The 22,344-nt window shown below is 66.4% G+C and carries 19 protein-coding genes and 2 tRNA genes; 5 read left to right on the forward strand and 16 right to left on the reverse strand.

Features of this window, described 5'->3' with window-relative positions; genetic code table 11:
- Window positions 1-32: 32 nt before the first annotated feature.
- Window positions 33-1,394: a cytochrome b/b6 domain-containing protein gene (locus BSP_RS10415; RefSeq protein ID WP_152950299.1), complete on the reverse strand. Its 1,362-nt coding sequence runs from the start codon at window positions 1,392-1,394 to the stop codon at window positions 33-35.
- A 201-nt stretch (window positions 1,395-1,595) separates the two neighbouring features.
- Here BSP_RS10415 and BSP_RS10420 point away from each other — a divergent pair, with 201 nt between their 5' ends.
- On the forward strand, window positions 1,596-2,660 hold the full coding sequence (locus BSP_RS10420) for a PA0069 family radical SAM protein (RefSeq protein WP_152950300.1): 1,065 nt from the start codon (window positions 1,596-1,598) through the stop codon (window positions 2,658-2,660).
- A 197-nt stretch (window positions 2,661-2,857) separates the two neighbouring features.
- On the opposite strand, the gene BSP_RS10425 is transcribed toward BSP_RS10420, so the two are convergent.
- Window positions 2,858-3,253, reverse strand: coding sequence for a hypothetical protein (locus BSP_RS10425; protein ID WP_152950301.1), 396 nt, complete (start codon window positions 3,251-3,253; stop codon window positions 2,858-2,860).
- 4 nt (window positions 3,254-3,257) lie between these two features.
- The gene (locus BSP_RS10430) at window positions 3,258-4,502 is read right to left on the reverse strand and encodes a class I SAM-dependent RNA methyltransferase (protein WP_054765825.1); all 1,245 of its coding nucleotides are present in this window, start codon (window positions 4,500-4,502) and stop codon (window positions 3,258-3,260) included.
- 204 nt (window positions 4,503-4,706) lie between these two features.
- On the opposite strand from BSP_RS10430, the gene BSP_RS10435 reads away from it, so the two are divergent.
- On the forward strand, window positions 4,707-5,354 hold the full coding sequence (locus tag BSP_RS10435; RefSeq protein ID WP_054766953.1) for a glycine zipper 2TM domain-containing protein: 648 nt from the start codon (window positions 4,707-4,709) through the stop codon (window positions 5,352-5,354).
- A 168-nt stretch (window positions 5,355-5,522) separates the two neighbouring features.
- Here BSP_RS10435 and BSP_RS10440 read toward each other — a convergent pair whose 3' ends face one another.
- The 5 genes from BSP_RS10440 to BSP_RS10460 form a co-directional block, all read right to left on the reverse strand.
- Window positions 5,523-6,245: a TlyA family RNA methyltransferase gene (locus BSP_RS10440; protein WP_152950302.1), complete on the reverse strand. Its 723-nt coding sequence runs from the start codon at window positions 6,243-6,245 to the stop codon at window positions 5,523-5,525.
- Window positions 6,246-6,376: 131 nt separating this feature from the next.
- Window positions 6,377-9,106 carry a valine--tRNA ligase gene (locus BSP_RS10445; RefSeq protein WP_152950303.1) on the reverse strand — a complete coding sequence of 910 codons (2,730 nt, stop codon included), beginning with the start codon at window positions 9,104-9,106 and terminating at the stop codon, window positions 6,377-6,379.
- Window positions 9,107-9,209: 103 nt separating this feature from the next.
- Window positions 9,210-9,833: a DUF2497 domain-containing protein gene (locus tag BSP_RS10450; protein ID WP_152950304.1), complete on the reverse strand. Its 624-nt coding sequence runs from the start codon at window positions 9,831-9,833 to the stop codon at window positions 9,210-9,212.
- Between the two features lie 158 nt (window positions 9,834-9,991).
- Window positions 9,992-11,527 carry a TolC family outer membrane protein gene (locus BSP_RS10455; RefSeq protein WP_054765829.1) on the reverse strand — a complete coding sequence of 512 codons (1,536 nt, stop codon included), beginning with the start codon at window positions 11,525-11,527 and terminating at the stop codon, window positions 9,992-9,994.
- A gap of 136 nt (window positions 11,528-11,663) precedes the next feature.
- Complete coding sequence (locus BSP_RS10460) at window positions 11,664-12,293, reverse strand: protein-L-isoaspartate O-methyltransferase (RefSeq protein ID WP_054765830.1); 630 nt, start codon at window positions 12,291-12,293, stop codon at window positions 11,664-11,666.
- Between the two features lie 134 nt (window positions 12,294-12,427).
- Here BSP_RS10460 and BSP_RS10465 point away from each other — a divergent pair.
- Window positions 12,428-12,501 (forward strand) — tRNA-Cys (locus BSP_RS10465).
- Between the two features lie 255 nt (window positions 12,502-12,756).
- Here the strand turns inward: BSP_RS10465 and BSP_RS10470 are convergent.
- On the reverse strand, window positions 12,757-13,581 hold the full coding sequence (locus tag BSP_RS10470; RefSeq protein WP_152950305.1) for an RNA methyltransferase: 825 nt from the start codon (window positions 13,579-13,581) through the stop codon (window positions 12,757-12,759).
- Between the two features lie 62 nt (window positions 13,582-13,643).
- On the opposite strand from BSP_RS10470, the gene BSP_RS10475 reads away from it, so the two are divergent.
- Window positions 13,644-13,718, forward strand: a tRNA-Asn gene (locus BSP_RS10475).
- A 100-nt stretch (window positions 13,719-13,818) separates the two neighbouring features.
- Here the strand turns inward: BSP_RS10475 and BSP_RS10480 are convergent.
- Genes BSP_RS10480 through cyoA form a run of 7 tightly spaced genes read right to left on the reverse strand, consistent with a single transcriptional unit; the run spans window position 13,819 to window position 20,707 of the window.
- Window positions 13,819-14,355 (reverse strand): response regulator transcription factor, encoded by a 537-nt coding sequence (locus BSP_RS10480; RefSeq protein ID WP_152950306.1) that lies wholly within the window; start codon window positions 14,353-14,355, stop codon window positions 13,819-13,821.
- Window positions 14,352-15,689 carry an ATP-binding protein gene (locus BSP_RS10485; RefSeq protein ID WP_152950307.1) on the reverse strand — a complete coding sequence of 446 codons (1,338 nt, stop codon included), beginning with the start codon at window positions 15,687-15,689 and terminating at the stop codon, window positions 14,352-14,354. Before BSP_RS10485 ends, BSP_RS10480 begins: the two co-directional genes overlap by 4 nt.
- The gene (locus BSP_RS10490) at window positions 15,686-16,435 is read right to left on the reverse strand and encodes an SURF1 family protein (protein WP_321208060.1); all 750 of its coding nucleotides are present in this window, start codon (window positions 16,433-16,435) and stop codon (window positions 15,686-15,688) included. Before BSP_RS10490 ends, BSP_RS10485 begins: the two co-directional genes overlap by 4 nt.
- A 21-nt stretch (window positions 16,436-16,456) precedes the next feature.
- Window positions 16,457-16,852, reverse strand: a complete 396-nt coding sequence (gene cyoD, locus BSP_RS10495; protein ID WP_152950309.1) for a cytochrome o ubiquinol oxidase subunit IV — start codon at window positions 16,850-16,852, stop codon at window positions 16,457-16,459.
- Window positions 16,849-17,475, reverse strand: a complete 627-nt coding sequence (cyoC, locus tag BSP_RS10500) for a cytochrome o ubiquinol oxidase subunit III (RefSeq protein ID WP_054765835.1) — start codon at window positions 17,473-17,475, stop codon at window positions 16,849-16,851. The genes cyoD and cyoC overlap by 4 nt, the downstream gene beginning before the upstream one ends.
- Before the next feature lie 3 nt (window positions 17,476-17,478).
- Complete coding sequence (gene cyoB / locus BSP_RS10505) at window positions 17,479-19,479, reverse strand: cytochrome o ubiquinol oxidase subunit I (protein WP_152950310.1); 2,001 nt, start codon at window positions 19,477-19,479, stop codon at window positions 17,479-17,481.
- 13 nt (window positions 19,480-19,492) lie between these two features.
- The gene (gene cyoA / locus BSP_RS10510; protein WP_152950311.1) at window positions 19,493-20,707 is read right to left on the reverse strand and encodes a ubiquinol oxidase subunit II; all 1,215 of its coding nucleotides are present in this window, start codon (window positions 20,705-20,707) and stop codon (window positions 19,493-19,495) included.
- A gap of 213 nt (window positions 20,708-20,920) precedes the next feature.
- Between cyoA and BSP_RS10515 the strand changes: the two genes are divergently transcribed.
- Window positions 20,921-22,285, forward strand: a complete 1,365-nt coding sequence (locus BSP_RS10515; RefSeq protein WP_152950312.1) for an MFS transporter — start codon at window positions 20,921-20,923, stop codon at window positions 22,283-22,285.
- Window positions 22,286-22,344 lie beyond the last annotated feature (59 nt).

The raw sequence follows: 22,344 nt of genomic DNA on the forward strand, positions 1-22,344 counted from the left end.
AAGGCCAGACTTCCGTCAGGGCAAGTCGGCGCCTATTCGGCCCGCCGCGCTCTGACCTTGATCCGGACGTCGACCATCTTAGAGACCCAGTCGCCGGTCGCGTCGGATTCCAGGCCCAGGTTCAACGCGGTCCGGTCCAGTTGCAGCCGACCCTCCACCGCCGCGACGCCGCCGGTCTCACGGTAGGTGAAGGGCAGGACAACCCGCAGACTGGTCGTCTTGATCCGCAAGCGGCCCGTCGCCTGGTATCGATCCCCGCCGAGCGACCGGAAGCCCGTCGTCTCGAACCGGGCGGTCGGATATTGGCCGACGTCGAACCATTCAGCCCCCTGGATCGAAGCCTCCTGCGTCGAGTCCCCTGTCCGCGCCGAGCCGGTCTGGACGGTGATCACCGCCTTCGACCCCGCCAGATCGGCAGGGTCGAACCGGATCTGGCCGCTCCAGCGTTCGAACCGGCCGTTGAAGGCGGCGCCCGACTGGCTCCCGGCGAAGGCGATCTCGGAGGCCTCGCGGTCTATGGTCCAGTCGACGGCCTTTTGCGACGCCTCCGCCGCCGCAGCCGGTTCGGCGGTTTCGGCCTCGGCCGCCTGGACGTCCGTCGGTTCGGCCCGGATATCGGGCTCGGGCGCCGGAACGGGCGCGATTTCAGGTCGGGGCGTCGGTTCAGTCCTGAGGGCAGGCTGCGCGGCTATCGCCCCGGCCGTCGCCACGACGAGGATCAAGGCCAGGCCGAGACCACGTTCCGCCCAGGCCGCGCGCGCGTCCGGCTCCACGCCTTCCTCGGAATCCTCTCCGCCCGGCCTCAGACCTGGAACCATGCGCGCCAGGACGCCGTCGCGGTCAAGGAACTGGTGTTTCAGCGCCGCCCCGACGTGCAGGATCACGAGGACGACCGCGCCCCAGGCCATGGCGGCGTGCGCGCCCATGGCCGAAAAGGCCACAGCTCGCCGCGCCTCCGCCGCCAGTTCGGCCACCCCCGGCAGGTGCGGGACGGGAAACAGGCCAAACCAGCGGGTCGCCACCTCCAGCGCCCGGTCCTGCGACACGGCCCAGCCGGCCGAGACATACAGCCACCCCGTCAACGGCAGACCCAGCATCAGGGCGTAGAAGGCCGCATGGGTCGCATGAGCGGCGAAGGCCTCCCACCGCCTCATCCCCGCAGGCAGGGCCGGCGGCCGATGCGTCAGCCGCCAGACGATCCGCACCAGGGTCAGGGCCAGAATCAGAAAGCCGATCGACTTGTGGAGTTGGAACAGGCGGTAGGCTGCGGCCTGGCTCCCCGGCTGTTCGATCGCGGCGGTCATCCACCACCCCATCGGGATCATGGACAGGATGCAGAGCGCGATCACCCAGTGCAGGGCGACGGCGACGGCGGAATAGCGGCGGGCGGCCATCGGGCTCTCCGGATCAGGACCCAAGCAGCTCCCGCCGCCTCGGCCATCGCCGTGCGAGGAAGCAAGACAGCCCTCTACACCCGCAGCGGCTGATTTCGCAACAGACACTGTATCGTTTGGTCCTGGTTGTCAGTGGTCCGCCTCGAAGATGGAGAACAAATGTTCTTGCTCTGTTCTCTTTTTTGATCCACCTTGCCTTTCATGCAAACCGCCAAGGGAAGAGGCGCGCGTTCGAATGCGACAGGCCGTTACGAGCCCGAGCAGCATGAGTCGTTCGAGGACGGCTGGACGAACGACGACGCCCAGGCCGCGCCGCTGCGCACCACCCTCACGCCCGAACACGCCCGCACCATCATCGCCCGGAACGACAGTCCCGACATCGGCTTCGACCGCTCCATCAACCCGTACAAAGGTTGCGAACATGGCTGTATCTACTGCTACGCCCGTCCGTCCCATGCCTGGATGGGCCTATCCCCGGGCCTGGATTTCGAGAGCCGGATCTTCTTCAAGCCCGAGGGCGCACGTCTGCTGGAACAGGCCTTCCTCGCCCCCCGATACAGGTGCAAACGCATCCACATAGGCGGCAATACCGACCCCTATCAGCCGGTCGAGCGCGAGCTGAAATCGACCCGCTCGATCCTCGAAGTCATGCGGCGTTTCAACCACCCCTTCAGCATCATCACCAAGTCGGTGCTGATCGCGCGCGACGCCGACATCCTGGGGCCCATGGGTCAGGCCGGCCTGGCCTCGGCCTTCGTCTCCATCACCACCCTGGACCGGGGCTTGGCCCGCGCCATGGAGCCCCGCGCCTCAACCCCCGCCAAACGGCTGGAGGCCATCAGCCGTCTCGCCGATGCCGGCTGTCCCGTCGGGGTCGGCTTCGCCCCGGTCATTCCCGGCCTGAACGACCACGAGCTGGAATCAGTGCTGGAGGCGGCGGCCAAGGCCGGAGCGACCCGGGCCATGTATGTCACCCTGCGCCTGCCGCTGGAGATCAAGGATCTGTTTCGCGAATGGCTGGCCGACGCCCGCCCCGATCGAGCCGCCCGCGTCATGTCCCTGATCCGCCAGACGCGCGGAGGCAAGGACTATGACGCCGACTGGTCCCAGCGGATGAAGGGAACCGGTCCCGTCGCCGAACTGATCGGCGCCCGCTTCAAGGCCGCCGTCAAACGCTACGGCCTGGATGCGCCGCTGCGACCGCTCGACGAAACCCAGTTCCGCATCCCCGCCGACGCCCGGCCGCAGTTGGAGCTGTTCGGCTGAATCATGCGACGCTTGGCCGACGCTCGTAATCTTGACGGAAGACGCCCGCCTTTTCAGCCTGTTGAGAGCGTCAAACCACCCTGAACCCGGCGCTTTCCACTGGCGTGGTAAGGTCGTGAACAGGTCTTTGACAATTCAGCGCCTCGGGGAGCTCCCGCCAAAATGTGCACTAAAGTGCACTCATTTTTCTTGAACGATCAGGCCTCGTCCGCCGCCGACGGATCGACGGCCCGTGTCACCAGATCGCGCCAAGTCGGGTCCGTGTCGTCGACCAGATCGACATCCTCCATCAGGGCCACCGCCCCCTCCCCGTCCGGCAGGATGAGGCCCAGGATCTCCATCGCCTCGCCGTCCGGCCCCAGATGGCTCTCGGCCTGGACGGCGACGGCCGCCTGTTCGCCGTCCTCCTCCCACCAGATCACCGGCTGGGGCAGGTCCATGGCGATGGGGCGCGGGTCGTCGGTCTCGCCCAAAGCGAAGACGGCCCGGCGCGCTTGGACGTCGTCCAGGGTCGCCACTACCCCGACGAAGGGCGTTAACCGGCTCCAGTCGTCGGCGTCAAACCCGCCGCCATCTTCCAGCTCGTCATCCATGGGGCTACCGCTTGAAAACACTGACAAGTTCGACATGGGCCGACCACAGGAACTGGTCCACCGGCGTGACCCGCTCCAGCCGGAACCCGGCGTCAATCAGCACCCGCGCGTCCCGCGCAAAGGTTTGGGGATTGCACGACACCCCGACCACGACGGCGGCCTTGGTCCCGGCGATCTGGGCCGTCTGGTCGATGGCGCCCGCGCGCGGCGGGTCGAACACGATGGCCTCGCACCCCTTCAGATCATAGGGGGTCAGGGGCCGCCGGAACAGGTCGCGCGCCTCCGCCGTGATCGCCTTCATCCCCTTGGCCGAGCCTGCGCCCGCCTTCAGGGCCGCGATCCCCGCCTTGGACGCATCGGCCGCGATCACCGGCGCCACCGTCGCCAGCGGGAAGGTGAAGGTCCCGGCCCCGCAGAACAGATCGGCGATCTTTTTGGCGCCCTTCACCGCCGCCACGGCCCGCTCAACCATGGCCGCCTCGGCCTGGGGCACGGCCTGCAGAAAGCCCCCCGCCGGCAGGGGCACGGTGGCGGGGCCGAAGCCGATCAAGGGTTGACGCGCCATCATCAGGGTCTCGCCCGCGAGGCTCAGCCGCGCCAGATCGGCCCGCCGCGCCGCCTCTATGGCCCGCATCTGGGCGTCGGCCGACAGCCCCCCGCCCGAGCGTCGCTCCACCCCCGTCACATCCACGTCCAGCCCCGACAGGGTCCAGGTCACGTGCAGGGTCGGCGCCGACTTGGGATGCTCCAGAAAGGCCGCCGCCACCTCGGTCAGGGCCGGGATGGCGCGGATGATCCGGGAATCGGCCACCGGGCATTCCCGCACCTCGACCAGCCGCCACGACCGCCGCGCCTTGAAGCCCAGCACCACCCGGCCGTCCTGGGTTCGGCGCGCGTGCAGAGCCACCCGTCGGCGCGTTCCGGTGGGACTCGCCACCGTCGCCTCGACCTCGGTCTCGATCTTCTCGCGCGCCAGGGCCAGCCGCACCTGTTCGCGCTTCCACTCCAGATAGGGTCTGTCCGCCCAGTGTTGCAGCGAGCAACCGCCGCAGTCGCCGTACTGGGGCGACACCGGCGCGATCCGGTCTGGGCTGGGGGTCAGGATCTCGACCTGCTCCAGCCGCCCGTCGACGACTTCCCCCCGCACCGTCTCCCCAGGCAGGGTTAGGCCCGCGAAGACCGGCCCCTGCGGCGTCTCGGCGACGCCGTCGCCCTGCCCGCCGACGCGGCTGATGGTAAAGGTCTGCATCGCCGGGCTTCTAGCCCCGACGCTCCCCCGCGCCAAGCCACCGCCTCAAGCAGCGCTGAGCGCGATAGGCCCACGAAACATGAACGAAGATGAACAGCCCGCTCAAAAGCCGTTCAGCTTCGCGGTCCTAAACCTGCATGCAACAGACAGCCGGTCCAGCCGTTCAGCGCCCGTCACTGAATGTCCGACCATAAGGGGTTGAAGATGCGCCTTTCCAACACGTCACTCGCCGCAGTTGCGGCCCTTACGATCGGCGCCTTGGCCGCCCCGGTCTCCGCCTCGGCTCAAGCCTACAGCTACAGCCGCAACTACGGAACCGGCGCCTACGCCCCCGCCTATGACTACGGCCGCTATGGTCGGCAGACCTACGATCCCTGCGCCCGCGAGCGAGAAGGACGCACCGGCGCCGGCGCCGTGATCGGCGGCGGCGCGGGCGCCGTCATCGGCTCTCAGCTGGCCGCGCGCGGACGCCGCACCGAAGGCAGTATTCTGGGCGGGGTCGTGGGCGCCGTCATCGGCTCGCAAGTCGGCCGCTCCAGCTCGGACGCCTGCCGCAGCTATCAAGCCGGCTACGCCTCCAACGGCTATTACAGCGGCGGCTACAGCCAGCCGAGTTACGGCTATTACGACGATCGCTATACGGGCGATAACGGCTATCGCTACGATGATCGCCGCGACGACTACGCCGACGACCGGTACGATGATTACCGCTCGCGCCCGATCGATTCCTATCAGAACTCCGACCGATGCCGCTTGGCGGAAAGCCGCATCCGTCTGCCGGACGGTCGCACGGACACCCGCTATGTCCGCACCTGCCCCGACCAGTACGGCCGCTATCGCGTCGTCGATTAATTTCAGCCCCCCTGTCAAATCGACGACGTGACGGGAGCCGCCGGAGGATCAGTCCTCCGGCGGTTTCTCATTTTTTAGGGGCTACCGGCCTTTGGCCTACTTGAGCCCGTTGTTTAGGGGGGTACCGGACTTCGGCCCACTTGAGCCCGGCGGCGCAGGGTTGCCGCCTCAGGCGCGCTTCGCCCACAGCAGAAATTCGACATTGCCGTCGCCGCCGGTGATCGGGCTTTCGGTTGTCGTCTGAACCGCCCAACCCAGGGCCTCCAGCCAGTTCCTGACACGCTCCACGGCGGCGGCGTGGGCGGCGGGGTCCTTGACCACGCCCTTCTTGCCGGCGCCGGGACCGTCCGCCTCGAACTGCGGCTTGACCAGGGTGACCAGATCCGCGCCGGGCGCCGCCAGATCCAGGGCGGCGGGCAGCACCTTGCTCAGGCTGATGAAGCTGGCGTCGCACACGATCACAGCCGCCGCCTCCGGGATCAGGTCGCGCGTCAGATCGCGCGCGTCCGTCCGCTCCAGATTGACCACGCGCGGATCGGCCGCCACCCGGTCGTGCATCTGCCCAAACCCGACATCGACCGCGAACACCTTGGCCGCCCCGCGATCCAGGCAGACCTCGGTGAAGCCGCCTGTGGACGCCCCGACGTCCAGCACCACCCGCCCCTCGACCGCCACAGGCCAAAGAGTCAGGGCGTGATCCAGCTTCAACGCCCCGCGCCCGACCCAGCGGTGGGCCGGTTCCGCCTCGATTTCGGCCTCCTCGGCGATCTGCTCCGAGGGCTTGGCCACGACGCGCCCGTCCGCCTTCACACATCCCGCCTCAATGGCGGCGCGAGCGCGGGAACGGGTGTCAAACAGTCCCCGTGCGACGAGCAGTTGGTCGATGCGCATCTAAATCCTCCCCCATCGAGGGAGGGGGACCGCGCGCAGCGTGGTGGAGGGGCCCTGCCCCAGACACCGGCCTTGGATCGAGCCCCCTCCACCGCTTCGCGGTTCCCCTCCCCCCGTGGGGGAGGATTGGGTCATCCGATCTCGCTGAGCCGCGCCAGCGCCGCCTGCAGCTTGACCTTGCCGGCTTCCGCCTCGGCCAGTTTGGCGCGCTGCTCCTCGACCACTTCGGGCGCGGCGCGCGACACGAAGTTGGGATTGCCCAGCTTCTTGTTCACATGGCCGATGTCGGCCTCGAAGACGGCGATCTCCTTTTCCAACCGCGTCCGTTCGGCGGTCAGGTCGATGATCCCCGCCAGCGACAGGGCCGCCGTCGATCCGCCCGAGACGAAGGTCACGGCCCCCGTCGGTGCGGCGTCCGCCGAACCGGCCTCGGACACCCGGCCGAGAGTAAGGATCAGGTCGCGATGGCGCGCGATCCGTTCGGCCGTGGCGGCGTCCGGCGCGACGAAGGCCAGCGGCGGCTTGGCCGAAGGCGGCACGTTCATCTCGGCCCGCAACCCGCGGATTTCGCCGACCAGATCGACCAGCCAGCCGATCTCGGCCTCGGCCGCCGCGTCGACGAAGCCGTCCGGCAGCACCGGCCATTCGGCGCCGATCAGCAGGGTCTCGCGCGCCGGCCCCTCCTTGCCCAGCTCGGCCCACAGCTCCTCGGTGATGAAGGGCATGACCGGGTGCAGCAGTTTCAGCGTCTGGTCCAGGGTCCAGGCCGTCATGGCTCGCGTTTCGGCCTTGGCGGCCTCATCCGCGCCTTGGAAGACCGGCTTGGCCAGTTCCAGATACCAGTCGCAGAAGACGTTCCAGACGAACCGGTACAGCGCCCCGGCCGCATCGTCGAACCGCCCGCCCTCGATGGCCTCCGACACGGCCCGCTCGGCCTTGGTCAGTTCGCCCCGGATCCAGCGGTTGATCGTCTGTTCGACGGTCGCGGGATCGAAGCCCTCGACGCGGGCGCAGCCGTTCATCTGGCTGAACCGGGCCGCGTTCCACAGCTTGGTGCCGAAGTTGCGGTATCCCTCGATCCGCTGCTTCGACAGCTTGATGTCGCGCGTGCCAGACAGGATGGCCATGGTGAAGCGCAAGGGATCGGCGCCCAGCTCATCGATGATGCCCAGGGGGTCGATGACGTTCCCCTTGGACTTTGACATCTTCTGGCCCTTCTCGTCGCGGACCAGGCCGTTGATGATGACCCGTTTGAACGGGACCTCGTCCATGAAGTGCAGGCCCATCATCATCATCCGGGCGACCCAGAAGAAGATGATGTCCGCCGCCGTGACCAGATCGCTGGTCGGATAGAACCGCTCCAGATCCTCGGTCTTCTCGGGCCAGCCCATGGTCGAGAAGGGCCACAGGGCCGAGGAGAACCAGGTGTCCAGCACATCCTCGTCCTGGGTCAGGGCGACCTCGGAATCATAGTCCGCCATCGCCAGTTCGCGGGCGTCTTCTTCCGTCTCGGCGACATAGATCTCGCCGTTCGGACCGTACCAGGCCGGGATCCGGTGGCCCCACCATAGCTGGCGGCTGATGCACCAGGGCTCGATGTTCCTCAGCCATTCGAAATAAATCTTCTCGTACGACTTCGGCTCGAACACCGTCTCGCCCTGCTCCACCGCCTTCAGCGCGGGCTGGGCCAGGACCTTGGCGTCGACGTACCACTGGTCCGTCAGCCAGGGCTCGATGACCACGCCGGAACGGTCGCCGTGCGGCACCACATGCTTGGTCTTCTCGATCTCGCGCAGCCAGCCCTCTTCCTCGGCGCGAGCCACGATGGCCTTGCGCGCGGCGAAGCGGTCCATGCCGACGTATTCGGCCGGGATTTCCGGCACGTCGTCGGCGACGATCTGGGCGAAGGCGTCCATGACGTTCAGGGCCGGCAGGCCGGCGCGCTTGCCCACGCCGAAGTCGTTGAAATCGTGCGCCGGGGTGATCTTGACCGCGCCCGAGCCCTTGGTCGGATCGGCATAGTCGTCGGCGACGATGGGGATGCGCCGGCCGGTGATCGGCAGGATCACGAACTGGCCGACCAGCCCCTTGTACCGCTCATCCTCAGGATGCACCGCCACCCCGGTGTCGCCCAGCATGGTCTCGGGCCGGGTCGTCGCCACCACGATGAAGTCGCGCGTCTCCCATTCCGTCGCCTCGCCGTCCTCGTCAAAGGCGACGGGGTGTTCGTAGGTGACGCCGTCCGCCAGCGGATAGGCGAAATGCCAATAGGCGCCGTCCACCTCGCGCTGCTCGACCTCCAGGTCCGAGATGGCGGTCTGGAAATGCGGATCCCAGTTCACCAGCCGCTTGTCGCGATAGATCAGGCCCTCCTTGTGCAGTTGCACGAAGACCTTGCGCACGGCCGCGTTCAGCCCCTCGTCCAGGGTGAACCGCTCGCGCGACCAGTCGCACGAGGCCCCCAGGCGGCGCAGCTGGCGCACGATGGTCCCGCCGCTCTCGGCCTTCCACTCCCAGACCTTGTCGATGAAGGCGTCGCGACCCATGTCGCGCCGCCCGACATTTCCGGCGGCGGCCAGCTGGCGCTCGACCACCATCTGGGTGGCGATGCCGGCGTGGTCCGTACCCGGCAGCCACAGCACCGCCTTGCCCTTCATCCGGTGATAGCGGGCCAGGATGTCCTGCAGCGTGTTGTTCAACGCATGGCCGATGTGCAGGCTGCCCGTCACGTTCGGCGGCGGAATGACGATCGAATAGGTGCCCTCGGCCCCTTCCGTGCGGGGCGCGAACAGGCCGCTATCTTCCCACTGGGCGTACAGGCGGGGTTCGGCGGCCTGGGGTTCGAAGGTCTTTTCGAGCATGGGTCTTCTTTGATCGTTGTCGTGCGGCCAGGGCGCGGCCTTGAATGACAAAGGGCGGCCCCTTCAGGAGCCGCCCCTCGATAGTCTGAGGTGAAGCGAAGGGCTAGGCGCTGCGCGCGATGCGTTCGACTTCCCTCTGTACCGCCGCCTGGACGATCCCCGGCAGATTGTTGTCCAGCCAGTCCTTGAGCAGCGGACGCAGCATTTCCGCCACCATCGCCTCGACCGTATTGCCGCTGACGAAGCTCATGTCGCCTCCCGCCGGCGCAGGCGCGGCCTCCGGCTTCTTGAAGCTGGCCGCCAAGCCCGCAAAGGCCGAGGCGGCGCTGGCGGCGGCGCTTTCGCCAACCAGGGCATCATAGCCGCTGGACGCCGCAGGCGCCGGCTCCGTCGCGGCAGGGGCCTCTTCAACGGCTTCGACCACATCCAGATCGCCGATGCTCTCGGCGGCAGGCGGCGCTTCATAAAGCTCGGTCAGCTCGAGAACGTCTTCTTCCGCAGCCGCTGGCTGGGGCTCGGCATCGGCGACCGGCTCCGGCTGGGCGGCGAAGATGGTCTCGGCCGGTTCCGGCTCAGGCTCCGGCTGGGGTTCCGGTTCGGGGGCGGCTTGCGGCTCCGCCGCCGCAGCAGCGGGGGTTTCCGCCGGCGCCTCGTCTTCGGAGATGATCCGGCGAATAGACGCCAGGATCTCCTCCATGGTCGGTTCCTGCGCGGGCTGATCGGTCATGGCTAAACCTTGGAGAGACCTGGAACAAACTGAGACACGACGCCAGACGTCGCGACACGCCCCGAAAAGACTGCTGATCCCCCCGGCCGCCCGTTTGTCGTCGCACCAACGCCCGCCGGAATCAACGGGCGTTTTAGGCTTGAAGGCTGATCAGAGGCTCAATTCTGCGGCGCCGTCTCGACAACTTCGCTTTTCAGCTGGGCGTCGATCGGGGCGTCGGGCGCATCGTCAGCGTCCACGACGGGCGGCGAGGCCACCCGGTCCAGCGCCTCGATCACGCCGTCCCAGGGCAAGGCCCCGCGATTGCGCACGCGGTCGTAGTTGGCCTTGGCGTCATAGGCTTCCAGCGTCGGGTTCAAGGCAGGCCCTTCCAACTGTCCCATGGCCGACAGCAGCGAGGCGCGGGCGACATATTCGGCGGCGCGGGCACTGGCCAGGGCGGTCTGGGCCGAGCGCAGAGCCACTTCCTGGTTCAGCACGTCCAGAGTGGTGCGAAGGCCCACCTGGGCCTCCTGCCGCACGCCCTCGGCGGCGACGGAGGCGGCGCGAACCGCCTCGTTCCCCGCGGTGACGTTCGCCCGTGTGGACAGAACCTGGGCGTAGGCGGAACTGACGTTCTGCAGGATGGTGCGCCGTTCGGCCTCGATGGCGATCTGGGCGGCGTTGGCCTGTTCCAGGGACTGGGCGACCCGCGAACGGTTCAGGCCGCCGGTGAACAGCGGCACCGACAGGGTGGCGCCGGCCGTAAAGCTGCGGCGATCCGCCAGCTCATCCAGATTGCTGAGGTCGGTCGCCGTACCGCCGTAGGAGGCTGTCGCGCGAATGGAAGGCAGATATTCGGCGCGCGCCGCCGCCACCGCCGCCTCGGCCTGCTGAAGCCGGTATTGCGCCGCCAGAAGACCGGGGTTGCGCGCCAGGGCCACCTCCATGGCGGCGTCGAAATCGGCCGGAATCGTCGGCAGGACGGGGGCGGCCTCCAGGTCGGTCGGCGACTGGCCCACCACGGCGGCATAAGCGGCGCGCGAGGTCGACAGTTGCGCCCGCGCGCTGGCCAGGTCGGCCTGCGACTGAGCCAGGGAGGCTTCGGCCTGGGCCACGTCGGTGCGGGTGATCTCTCCCACCTCGAACCGTGCGCTGGTCTCTTCCAGCTGGCGCTGAAGAACCGACAGATTCTCCTCGCGAATACGCAGGATCTCCATGTCGCGGGTGACGTTCACATAGGCCTGGATCACCGCCAGCATGACCGACTGTTCGGTACCGCGCAGGGTCTCCCGGCCCGCCAACACCCCGGCGCGGGCCTGATCGATCGCCAGGGCGCTGCGTCCCGCCGTCCAGATGTTCTGGGACAGGCTGACGCCGGCCGTGGCGCCGTCGCTCTCGCTCGAGGAGCTGGAGACCTGGGTGTCGGGCACGCCGTCATTGTTGGTGTCGACGAACTGGGTCACGGTCGGGAAGTCGTTGCGGGTGTAGCTGGCCCCCACCGAACCGCTGAGCGTCGGCCGCAGGCCCGACCGCGCCTGAACGACCGTCTCGTCCAAAGCCCGCTGGTTGGCGCGTTGCGCCAGCAGGTTCGGATTGGTGCGATAGGCCAGGGCGATCGCATCCTGGAGGGTTTCAGCCCAGGCGGGCGCGCCCAGTCCGGTCACGAGAGCAACCACAGCGGCCGAAGCCAGGGTACGCGAGCGTTTCAACATTGTCCGTCCTTGCCTGACGCCCCCGCGAGCGTCCGATGTTCTTCAGCGTAACTGCGGCTTCCGCCCGTTCCACGCCAGTTAAGTTTTTTTCACGCTCACCGCCGAGTCCAGGCTGCACCCGGGCTTACCGTCGGTTTCACAGGGCGAAACTGGGCGCCGGCGTCAGTTCCGCCAGGAGGGCCGGCGACGAATCGAACAGTTCGCGGCGAGACAGCCCTTCTCGGCCCTTGGTGTAGAGGGCCGCCTTGCCGATAGCGCCGCGACGCTCGACCAGAACCATCCGACCGCCGATCCGCAGGGCGGCGCCCCAGGCGTCCGGCAGGGCGGCGACGCCCCCTTCGCAGACGATCAGGTCCCAGCCCTCGCCGACCGGTTGGCTCAGAGGGGCGACCGCCGTCGTCACCCCTTCCGCCTCCAGAGCCGTCCCCACGACGTCGAACACCGCCTGTTCGGCCTCCTGAGCCGTCACCGTCAAACCCATGCGGGCCAGCACCGCCGCCGCATAGGGGGCGGCGATGGCCAGGGCCTTTTCGCCCTCGCGGGCGTCGGCGGCCTGAAGCAGTTTCGACAAATCCCGCGCCGGCATCAGTCGACGGTCGGCCGCGATCTCGACCTCGGCGTCCGAATAGGCGGCGAAGATCCGGTCCGGCGCGCAATAGTTCTCGCGCGGCACAGCCATCATCGCCTTGTGGATCTCATGGCTGGTGACATCGTTCACGCGAACCTGGGAATCGACCATGGCCTTGCGCTCGGCAGTGAAATCCATCTGTGGTCAGCCTTCAAACGGGAGGGGGAGAGGAATTATCGCGTGCTTATAGTTCCGTGCGTTGCAGCGGACAATCCGATCTGATAGCGAACGCCCCTCGCGATGACCGCCCCCGAGTGATCGGGGATCACAGCGGCCTGATGGCGGAGTGGTGACGCAGAGGACTGCAAATCCTTGCACCCGGGTTCGATTCCCGGTCAGGCCTCCATCGCGAAGAGACGCTGCACTGAAAAGGGGCGCGAACCGCACGGTTCGCGCCCCTTCTGTCTCAGCCGCCGATCCGAATCAGACCGGTGCGGTGATCCACCCGATCGCACCGGCCGCGCCCAAGGCGGCGACACCCAAGGCGATAGCCAGAGCGACCCTGGCGTTCCTGTTCAGAAAGTACAGAAGATTCATGATCAGCCCCCCAGCAGGCTGATGGTCGCCACAACTTCGTTCGACACGCAAGGTGAATAGAAGGTTAACGCTTAAACTCTGGGTGATCTCCGTTCGAGGTCATCTGATACAGAGCCAGGGCGCTGGTCGCCGCGACGTTCAGCGAATCAAAGCCGCCCGCCATGGGAACGCCGACCGCCCGGCATCGACCGATCACCTCTGGGGGCAGGCCCGGCCCTTCCGATCCCAACACGACGGCCACCGGTCCGCTGCGACGATAGTCGGCCAATCGCTCGGTCGCCGAGGGCGTCAGCGCCAGCACCTCGACGCCGGCCGCTCGAAGCGCCTCGACCAAGGCTGACGCCCTGGTTCCCACGGCGAATGGGGTTCGCAGCACGGCCCCGACGGAAACCCGAATGGCCTTGCGATAGAAGGGGTCGCAACAGAGGTCGTCCAGAAGAACCGCCCGCGCGCCAAAGGCGGCCGCATTGCGGAACAGGCCGCCCATATTGTCGTGATTGCCGACGCCGCAGGCCACGACGAACACATCATCCGCTCGCACGTCGCACAGCAGGGCCTCGACGGAAGCCGTCGCCGGCTTCTCCCCCAGGGCCAGGATGCCGCGGTGCAGGGCGAAGCCCGCGATCCCGTCGAGCACCAGCTGGGGCGCCGCATAGACGGGAACGTCGGCCGGAAGGATCGCAATCACGTCCGCCAGCGCCTCGACGCGCTTCTGCGCCAGCAGGATCGCGCGTGGACGACAGCGTGAAGCGGCGGAGGCCAGAACGCGCAAAACCACCTCGCCCTCGGCCACGAACAGTCCCTCTCGGCCGGTCAGGTCCCGTTCGCGGATGTGGCGAAAGCCGGCGATCCTCGGATCGTCAGGGTCATGGATGGAGATCGTGCGCATTCGTCATTTTCCCCATTGCACGAATCGAACGGCCGCTGCTATAGGCCCGCCTCCCGAGCAGTTCCGCGGTAGCTCAGTGGTAGAGCAGCCGACTGTTAATCGGCTGGTCGTAGGTTCGAATCCTACCCGCGGAGCCACTCGGGATTAGTCGCCGACGCGATCGGCGGCGCCCCCTTCCCTCCACATCCGATCGCTCACCGCCGCCTTTGGCATGCGACGACGACCTCAGCCTGTCGATCAGGTGACGCGGCGCTTCTCCAGCTTTCGCGCCAGCGTGCGGCGGTGCATGCCCAGGCGGCGGGCGGCCTCTGAGATGTTGAAGTCGGTTTCAGCCAGGGTCTCGTGAATGCGTTCCCATTCCAGAGTCTTGATGGAGGTGGGACGAGTAGTCAGCGGCGTATCGGCGTCGCCTGCGGACTTGCCGAAGGCGGCCTCGATGTCGTCGGTGCTGGCCGGCTTGGCCAAGTAGTGACGGGCGCCCAGTTTGATGGCCTCCACCGCCGTCGCGATACTGGCGAAGCCGGTCAGGACGACGATGTTCATCTCGGGGTCCAGCGCATGCAGGGTGGAGACGCAGGCCAGGCCCGAGGCGCCCCCCAGTTTCAGATCCACTACGGCGAAGCCGGGCCGATGCGTCTTCAAAACCTCGCCCATCTGGTCGGGGCCGTCGGCGCTGACGACAGTGTAGCCGCGACGCTCGAAGGATTTCCGCAGGGTGCGCGAAAAGGACTCGTCGTCCTCGACGATCAACAGCACGGGGGCTTCATCGCTCATGGAAGTTCTCCAGCAGAATTATCCTCCGGCGCCAGGACGTCGATCGGGACGGTCAGCCGCACCTCTCCCCCGCCTGCGGCGGGATTGGACGCTTCGACCACGCCGCCGAGGGAGCGGATCACATTGACCAGCAGAAACAGGCCCAGGCCCGCGCCAGGGCGATCCTTCGTCGTATTATAGGGCTTGCCCAGCCGCTCAAGAACCGTGGCGGGGAAGCCCGGCCCATTGTCCCGCAGCGTGACCTGCAAACAGCCTTCGGTCACCGTGGGCGTGACGATGACCCGCCGGGCGCCCGCCTCGACCGAATTGTCGAACAGGACGCTCAGAACCTGTCGCAGGGCCGGGTCGGCGATGATCCGTGGATCGAGTCCGTTCCACGGCGTCAGCTCCACCTTCACGCGGCTGTCCCGCGCGCCCCAGCCGTCGGCGACCTCGCGCAGAAATCGCACCAGGGTAGTTTGGGTCGGCGCCTGTCCCCTCGCCTCTCCGGCCGACATCAGAATGCCGGTCACAATGGATTTGCAGCGCTCGACCTCGGCCTGCATCACCTGCATGTCCTGGATCAGATCAGCGTTGGCCTTCAGGAGCGGCATGCGACGCCAGTCGCTGAGGATGACAGAAAGGGAGGCCAGGGGCGTCCCGAGTTCATGGGCTGCGCCGGAGGCGAGCAGGCCCATGCGGACGATGTGGTCCTGCTCGGTCGCCTGCTGTCGGATGTCCGCCAGATAGGCGTCTCTGGCTCTCAGGTTCTCGGTGATCCGGGTGATGAACAGGACCAGCAAAACCGCCATTAGCAGAAAACAGATCAGCCCACCCGCGAGATAGAGGCTTAAGCCCCCGCCATGCTCTGCGGGAAGGTCGAGCGGCCGGTTGAACAGGCCAAGCCCGCCGAAACACAGGCTGGTCACGACGATCAGCGACCAGGCGTAGGCCGGCGCCAGAAGCACGGCGCCCAGGACCACCTGCAACAGATAGAGGGCCACGAATGGATTGGCCGCGCCTCCCGTCAGGAAGAGTTGCCATGTCAGGGCGGCGACGTCGGCTAGAAGCGCCAGCATCAGTTCCTGATCGGATATGGCGTCGCGCCTCTGGGTCAATGGAATGCTGATCAGGTTCACCACCACCAGACCGGCCGGGGCGATCAGCAGCCAGCCGATCGGAACCCGAATATCCATGAGGAAGTGGACGATCAGGATGGTGGCGATCTGTCCCGCCACGGCCAGCCATCGCAACTGCACCAGAAGGCGAAGATTGCGGCGGTTTACGGCTTCCTGAGACACCGCCGTCTCGCGCCAGTCGCCCATTCCGAACAGGCGCTGCAAGACCGAGTTCATGGCGCCGCCCGTCGGCGTCGCGTTTCGCGCGCCAACACGCCGTATCCGACCAGGGTCAGCAAGGCCATGCCGAACCAGGTGAGGGCGTAGACGAGATGAGAGTTCGGAAAGGCGATAACTGTCAATCCGCCGCGCGGCCATCCGTCCGGGTTCGGTCGGGCGTCGGCGTCGATGAAATAGGGTGCGGCGTTCGACAGGCCGCGCGCCGCCGCAATGGCCGCGACGTCGCGCGAATACCAGCGCCCCGCGCCGGGATCATTGGCGCGAAGAAAGCCGCCTCCGGGCTCGGTGACGCGCAAAAGACCCACGACGGTCTGCGGACCGCCCACCTGCGCGCCGCTTCGAGTCTCGGGCGCGCGCCTCTCGGGGGTAACGAAGCCCCGGTTGACCAGAACGGTGAAGCCTTGCGTCGTTCGCAGCGGCGTCAGAACCCAGAAGCCGGCGCCATAGTCGGTCACCGCCTGAACCAGGGTCTCGCGGCCATGATCGAACACGCCGCGGACCATGACCCGTCGGTACTGATCATTGGCCTGAGACAGCGTCGCCCAGGCGGCGGGGCCCGGCGCCGGTTGAGGGGCGGCGTGAACCCGGGCGTCCACCTGTGCGATCAGCTCGGTCTTCCACCTCAGCCGCTCGAGCTGCCAGACGCCAAGGGCGACGAAGCCAGCGAACAGCAGGGCCGCCCCCAGCCCGGCCCAGAGGAGAACCGGGGAAGTACGCCGCGCGATGGACTGCCGGGCCTGGATGGCGGTCTCCTAGCCGTCCTCTCAGGAGGACATCTGGCTCATGTCATGGGTGGAGGGCATCATATTGGTGTTCAAATGATACATGACCCACAGCGAGCCCGACAGGGCGATGACCACGACGATGATCGTGAAGATCAGGGCCAGCATGGTCCAGCCCCCTTCGGACTTCGAATTCATGTGCAGGAAGTAGATCATGTGCACCACGATCTGCACCACGGCGAAGGCCATGACGATCAGGGCGGTGGCCTGGGTCGGCAGGACCCCGGTCATGACCAGCCAGAAGGGGATGGCCGTCAGGATCACCGACAACACAAACCCGATGAGATAGCTCTTGAAGGAGCCGTGATTATGCCCCTCGTGGCCCAGGTGGTCGGTGTCGTGGGACTCCGGCGAGTGGTCGTTCTTGTCGGCGCTCATCGAACCATGCCCAGCAGATAGACGAAGGTGAAGACGCCGATCCAGATGACGTCGAGGAAGTGCCAGAACATCGACAGGCACATCAGGCGGCGCTTGTTGGCGGGGATCAGCCCCTTCCAGCTCACCTGGACCATCAGCGTCACCAGCCAGATGATGCCGAAGGTCACGTGCAGGCCGTGGGTGCCGACCAGGGTGAAGAAGGCGGAGAGGAAGGCGCTGCGTTGCGGCGTCGCGCCTTCATGGATCAGGTGGGCGAACTCGTAGAGCTCGATCCCCAGGAAGGCCAGACCGAACAGGCCGGTGACGGCCAGCCAGATCAGGGTCTGGCGCGTCTTGTTCTTGTCCATCGCCAGCATGGCGAAGCCGTAGGTGATCGACGAGAACAGCAGCATGGCGGTGTTGACCGCCACCAGCTCCAGGTCGAACAGCTCCTTCGGTCCGGGGCCTGCGGCATAGTTGCCCCCCACGACGCCGAACACGGCGAACAGCATCGCGAAGATGAGGCAGTCGCTCATCAGATAGAGCCAGAAGCCCAGCATGGTGCTGGAGCCTTCCTCGTGATGCGGCTCCTCTTCCAGGTGGAAGACGTTCGGGTCGTCGATCTTGATCGCCGTCGCGCTCATGGATCAGGCCTCCGTTCCGGCCAGGAGGCGGGTGCGCGCCTCTTCGGTCGCGCGGACCTCATCCGCAGGGATGTAGTAGTCGCGCTTGTAGTTGAAAGTATGGGCGATCGAGACCGCCAGCACGCCCAGGAAGCTGAGCGCCGCCAGCCACCAGATGTACCAGACCAGGGCCAGACCCATCACCAGGCACAGGCCGGAGATGATGACGCCGGCGCCCGTGTTCGAGGGCATGTGGATGGCCTTGTAGCCGCTCAGCGGGCGCTGATACTTCTTCTTTTTCATGTCCCACCAGGCGTCGGCGTCATGCACGACGGGGGTGGAGGCGAAGTTATAGGCCGGCGGCGGCGAAGAGGTCGCCCATTCCAGCGTCCGGCCGCTCCAAGGGTCGCCGGTCGTGTCGCGCAGCTTGTCGCGATTGATGATCGAGACCGCGAACTGGATGAACATGGCGGCGATGCCCAGGGCGATGACGCCCGCGCCGATGGCCGCGATCACGAACCAGATCTGCAGCGACGGATCGTCGAACACGCGCATCCGGCGCGTCACGCCCATCAGCCCCAGAACGTACAGGGGCGCGAAGGCCAGCCAGAAGCCGGGCACCCAGCAACAGAAGCTGACCATCCCCCAGAACTTGTCCAGCTTGAAGCCGAAGGCCTTGGGCCACCAGAAGTTGATGGCGGCGAACAGGCCGAACAACACCCCGCCGATGATGACGTTGTGGAAGTGGGCGATCAGGAACAGCGAGTTGTGCAGCACGAAGTCGGCCGGCGGCACCGCCAGCAGCACGCCCGTCATACCGCCGATGACGAAGGTCAGCATGAAGGCGACCAGCCACATCATCGGCAGTTCGAAACGAATGCGGCCACGATACATGGTGAACAGCCAGTTGAAGATCTTCGCGCCCGTCGGGATCGAAATGATCATCGTGGTGATGCCGAAGAAGGAGTTCACCGAGGCGCCTGAGCCCATGGTGAAGAAGTGGTGCAGCCACACCAGGTACGACAGGATGGTGATGACGACCGTGGCGTAGACCATGGAGGTATAGCCGAACAGCTTCTTGCCAGAGAAGGTCGAGGCGATCTCCGAAAAGACCCCGAACAGCGGCAGGATCAGGATGTAGACCTCCGGGTGACCCCAGATCCAGATCAGGTTCACGTACATCATCGGATTGCCGCCGAAGTCGTTCGTGAAGAAGTTGGTGCCGACGTAACGGTCCAGCGTCAGCAGGGCCAGAACGGCGGTCAGGACAGGGAAGGACGCCACGATCAGGACATTGGTGCACAGCGAGGTCCAGGTGAAGACCGGCATCTTCATCATGCCCATGCCGGGCGCGCGCATCTTCACGATGGTGGCGATCAGGTTGATGCCGGACAGGGTGGTCCCCACCCCCGCGATCTGAAGCGCCCAGATATAGTAGTCGACGCCGACGCCGGGGCTGTAGCCGATGCCCGAGAGCGGCGGATAGGCCAGCCAGCCCGTCCGGGCGAACTCGCCGACGAACAAAGAGGCCATGACGATGACGGCGCCGGCCGTCGTCATCCAGAAGCTGAAGTTGTTCAGGAAGGGGAAGGACACGTCGCGCGCGCCGATCTGCAGCGGCACGACATAGTTCATGATGCCCGTCACCAGCGGCATGGCCACGAAGAAGATCATGATCACGCCGTGGGCGGTGAAGATCTGGTCGTAGTGGTGGGCGTTCAGATAGCCCTCGGATCCGCCGAAGGCCATGGCCTGTTGCAGGCGCATCATGATCGCGTCGGCGAAGCCGCGCACGAACATGATCAGACCCAGGATCATGTACATGATCCCGATCTTCTTGTGGTCCACGGTGGTGAACCACTCCTTCCAGAGATAGCCCCACAGTTTGAAATAGGTCAGGGCGCCCACCAGGGCGGCCCCGCCGAGCACGACGACGACCATGGTCGCGAGCACGATCGGCTCATGCGGCAGGGCCTCGAGCGTCAGCCGCCCGAAGATAAGGGGAATGAGGGTGTCAGCGTTCATCGACTGTGTTCGCTCAAGCGTTGGGGGCGGAACGGACGTCGGTCGAAACCGCCCCCGTCGATTGTTGTGATCGGGACAGCGCCGCCATCGGCTGTCCCTGAAGCGACAGGCCCTGCCCCATCAAAGGCGCCAGGCTGACCGGGGCGCTGACCGAATCCAATTCAGCGCGGCGAATACGCTCTGCGGCGGCCGCCTCGGCCTGCAAGGGGGTGCAGATGGTCATCACATAGCTGTCGTCAGAGCCGAAGATGGCGGCGTTCTTCCCGCGGCCGGCGTACTTGTCGTAGACCAGCGGCATGGTGTTGCGCACCGAAGCCATGGTGAGGCCGCCCTTGCGGTCGATCTGCATCATCTCGCCCATGCACATCTTGCCGGGCTCGACGCACATATTGAGGATGGCGTCCCACAGGCCGCCTTCGACATTGGCGAAATAGAGGGCAGGGACCTTTTCGCTGGGCTTTTCCAGATCCAGATAACGTTCACGGTTTAGAACCTGGCCGCCGCGCCGCACGCCGGCGATCCAACCGTCGAAACCGGCCTGATCGACCCCGTGGAAGACGAAGCGCATGTGAGAGAAGCCGTCGCCCGAATAGTTGGCCGAAAAGCCCTCGTAGTCGCCGGGTCGATTGATCACGGCGTGCAGCTTGGTCTCCATGCCGGGCATGGCGTAGATCTGACCCGCCAGGGCCGGAATATAGAAGGAGTTCATCACCGAGGAGGAGGTGATGTGAAACCGGATCGGGCGATCCACCGGCGCAGCCAGTTCATTGACCGTCGCCACGCCGTACTGCGGATAGATGAACAGCCACTTCCAATCCAGGGCCACCACATTGACCTGCAGGGGCTCGACGTTTTCGGCCACGGCCTGCCCCGGCTTGATCCGGTCGATCGGGCGATAGGGGTCCAGGAGGTGCGTGCCCGCCCAGGTCAGGGCGCCCAGGCAGATGATGATCAGCAGCGGCGCCGCCCAGATTACGACTTCGAGATGGGTCGAGTGGTCCCAGTCGGGCTGATATTCGGCCTCCTTGTTCGACGCCCGGTACTTCCAGGCGAAGAAGACGATCAGAGCCATCACCGGCACGATGATCAGCAGCATCAGCAGGGTCGACACCATCAACAGGTCGCCCTGCTGCTGGGCGACGTCGCCTGCAGGTTTCAGGACGACCAGGTCGCAGGCCGACAGCGCGGCTGCCAGGGGCGCGAGCAGAAGTAGGCGCAGAAGGCGCAAGACGGCTCCAATCGGAAAACGTCGGACAAGGGGGAGGAGTCGCGACGGTTGGCGTTCGAATTCGGCCCGATAGTCAGCTTCGACGCGGAACGACATTGGACAATCTGTCCTATCCCCTTGGACCGCCTTTCATCGCAAAGGGCGCGCGGTCATAATACGGCGTCAGTGCCGTGACCTTCCAATTTTACCCGTTTTACGGAGCGATGCCAGCCCATGTCCGCCTCGACGACCCCCTCGTCAGAGTCGCTGGAACGCGACGCCGCCGCCCTCCATGCCCGTCATGACCATAGCCATGGCAAGGTGGACGCCGGGGAGATCGCCATTGGTGTGATCATCGGCCGCACGTCGGAGTTCTTCGACTTCTTCGTCTACGCCATCGCCTCGGTCGTGGTGTTCCCGCAATTGATCTTTCCCTTTGCGGGTCCGATCGGCGGCACCCTGCTGTCCTTCGCCGTCTTCGCCCTGGCCTTCCTGGCGCGGCCTCTCGGCACCGCCCTCTTCATCGCCATCGACCAGAAGTTCGGGCGCGGCGCCAAGCTGACGACCGCTCTGTTCCTTCTGGGCACTTCGACCGTCGCGGTCGCCTTCTTGCCGGGCTACGAGACGATCGGCATCGCTGCGGCCGTCCTGCTGGCCGTCTTCCGCATCGGCCAGGGCGTCGCCCTAGGCGGCGCCTGGGACGGGCTGGCGTCGCTTCTGGCCCTGAACGCGCCGGAGAACCGGCGCGGCTGGTACGCCATGATCCCGCAGTTGGGCGCCCCGATCGGATTGATCGTGGCCTCCGCCCTGTTCGCCTTCTTCCTGAACACCCTGTCGGCCGCCGACTTCCTGGATTGGGGTTGGCGCTATCCGTTCTTCGTCGCCTTCGCGATCAACGTCGTGGCCCTGTTCGCGCGGCTTCGCATCGTCGTCACCCCCAGCTTCCAGAAGCTGTTCGAGACGCGCGAACTTCAGCCGGTGCCGGTCCACACCGCTGTTAAGGCCGAGGGTCCGCGCATCGCCATCGGCGCCTTCGCGCCCCTGGCCAGCTTCGCCATGTTCCACATGGTCACCGTCTTCCCCCTGTCCTGGGTCTTCCTGTTCACGCAGGAGACGCCGGTGCGCTTCCTGCTGATCGAAATGGTCGGCGCCGCCTTCGGTCTTCTGTCCATCCTGGCCTCGGGTCTTCTGGCTGACCGTTACGGCCGCCGGACCCTGCTGGCGATCACAGCCGCCGGCATCGCCGCCTTCTCGGGCTTTGCGCCTCAACTGTTGAACGGCGGCGCGATCGGCGAGCTGACCTTCATGATCTCCGGCTTCATCCTGCTGGGCCTGTCATTCGGCCAGGCCTCGGGTCCGGTGGCCTCCAGCTTCTCCCTGGCGAACCGCTATACGGCCTCGGCCCTGACGTCAGATCTGGCTTGGCTGTTCGGGGCCGGGTTCGCTCCCCTCGCCGCCCTGTGGATCTCCAGCCAGTTCGGCCTGATCGCCGCCGGCGCCTATCTGCTGTCCGGCGCGATCTGCACCCTGGTCGCCCTGTGGATGAACCGCGAGCTGGCCCGCAGCGCGTCGGATAAGCAACGGGCCGCAAAGGCCTGATCACCAACCGATCTGACCTTCCAATCCCGGTTCCGCCTTGCGGGACCGGGGTTCTTGCT

The organism is Brevundimonas sp. Bb-A, assembly GCF_009394735.1.
Taxonomy (GTDB): Bacteria; Pseudomonadota; Alphaproteobacteria; order Caulobacterales; family Caulobacteraceae; genus Brevundimonas; species Brevundimonas aurantiaca.

Excerpts from the sequence above, each read along its gene's own strand:
- BSP_RS10415 (WP_152950299.1), bottom strand. The coding sequence starts at position 1,394 with ATGGCCGCCCGCCGCTATTCCGCCGTCGCCGTCGCCCTGCACTGGGTG.
- BSP_RS10420 (WP_152950300.1), top strand. The coding sequence starts at position 1,596 with ATGCAAACCGCCAAGGGAAGAGGCGCGCGTTCGAATGCGACAGGCCGT.
- BSP_RS10425 (WP_152950301.1), bottom strand. The coding sequence starts at position 3,253 with ATGGATGACGAGCTGGAAGATGGCGGCGGGTTTGACGCCGACGACTGG.
- BSP_RS10430 (WP_054765825.1), bottom strand. The coding sequence starts at position 4,502 with ATGCAGACCTTTACCATCAGCCGCGTCGGCGGGCAGGGCGACGGCGTC.
- BSP_RS10435 (WP_054766953.1), top strand. The coding sequence starts at position 4,707 with ATGCGCCTTTCCAACACGTCACTCGCCGCAGTTGCGGCCCTTACGATC.
- BSP_RS10440 (WP_152950302.1), bottom strand. The coding sequence starts at position 6,245 with ATGCGCATCGACCAACTGCTCGTCGCACGGGGACTGTTTGACACCCGT.
- BSP_RS10445 (WP_152950303.1), bottom strand. The coding sequence starts at position 9,106 with ATGCTCGAAAAGACCTTCGAACCCCAGGCCGCCGAACCCCGCCTGTAC.
- BSP_RS10450 (WP_152950304.1), bottom strand. The coding sequence starts at position 9,833 with ATGACCGATCAGCCCGCGCAGGAACCGACCATGGAGGAGATCCTGGCG.
- BSP_RS10455 (WP_054765829.1), bottom strand. The coding sequence starts at position 11,527 with ATGTTGAAACGCTCGCGTACCCTGGCTTCGGCCGCTGTGGTTGCTCTC.
- BSP_RS10460 (WP_054765830.1), bottom strand. The coding sequence starts at position 12,293 with ATGGATTTCACTGCCGAGCGCAAGGCCATGGTCGATTCCCAGGTTCGC.
- BSP_RS10470 (WP_152950305.1), bottom strand. The coding sequence starts at position 13,581 with ATGCGCACGATCTCCATCCATGACCCTGACGATCCGAGGATCGCCGGC.
- BSP_RS10480 (WP_152950306.1), bottom strand. The coding sequence starts at position 14,355 with ATGAGCGATGAAGCCCCCGTGCTGTTGATCGTCGAGGACGACGAGTCC.
- BSP_RS10485 (WP_152950307.1), bottom strand. The coding sequence starts at position 15,689 with ATGAACTCGGTCTTGCAGCGCCTGTTCGGAATGGGCGACTGGCGCGAG.
- cyoD (WP_152950309.1), bottom strand. The coding sequence starts at position 16,852 with ATGAGCGCCGACAAGAACGACCACTCGCCGGAGTCCCACGACACCGAC.
- cyoC (WP_054765835.1), bottom strand. The coding sequence starts at position 17,475 with ATGAGCGCGACGGCGATCAAGATCGACGACCCGAACGTCTTCCACCTG.
- cyoB (WP_152950310.1), bottom strand. The coding sequence starts at position 19,479 with ATGAACGCTGACACCCTCATTCCCCTTATCTTCGGGCGGCTGACGCTC.
- BSP_RS10515 (WP_152950312.1), top strand. The coding sequence starts at position 20,921 with ATGTCCGCCTCGACGACCCCCTCGTCAGAGTCGCTGGAACGCGACGCC.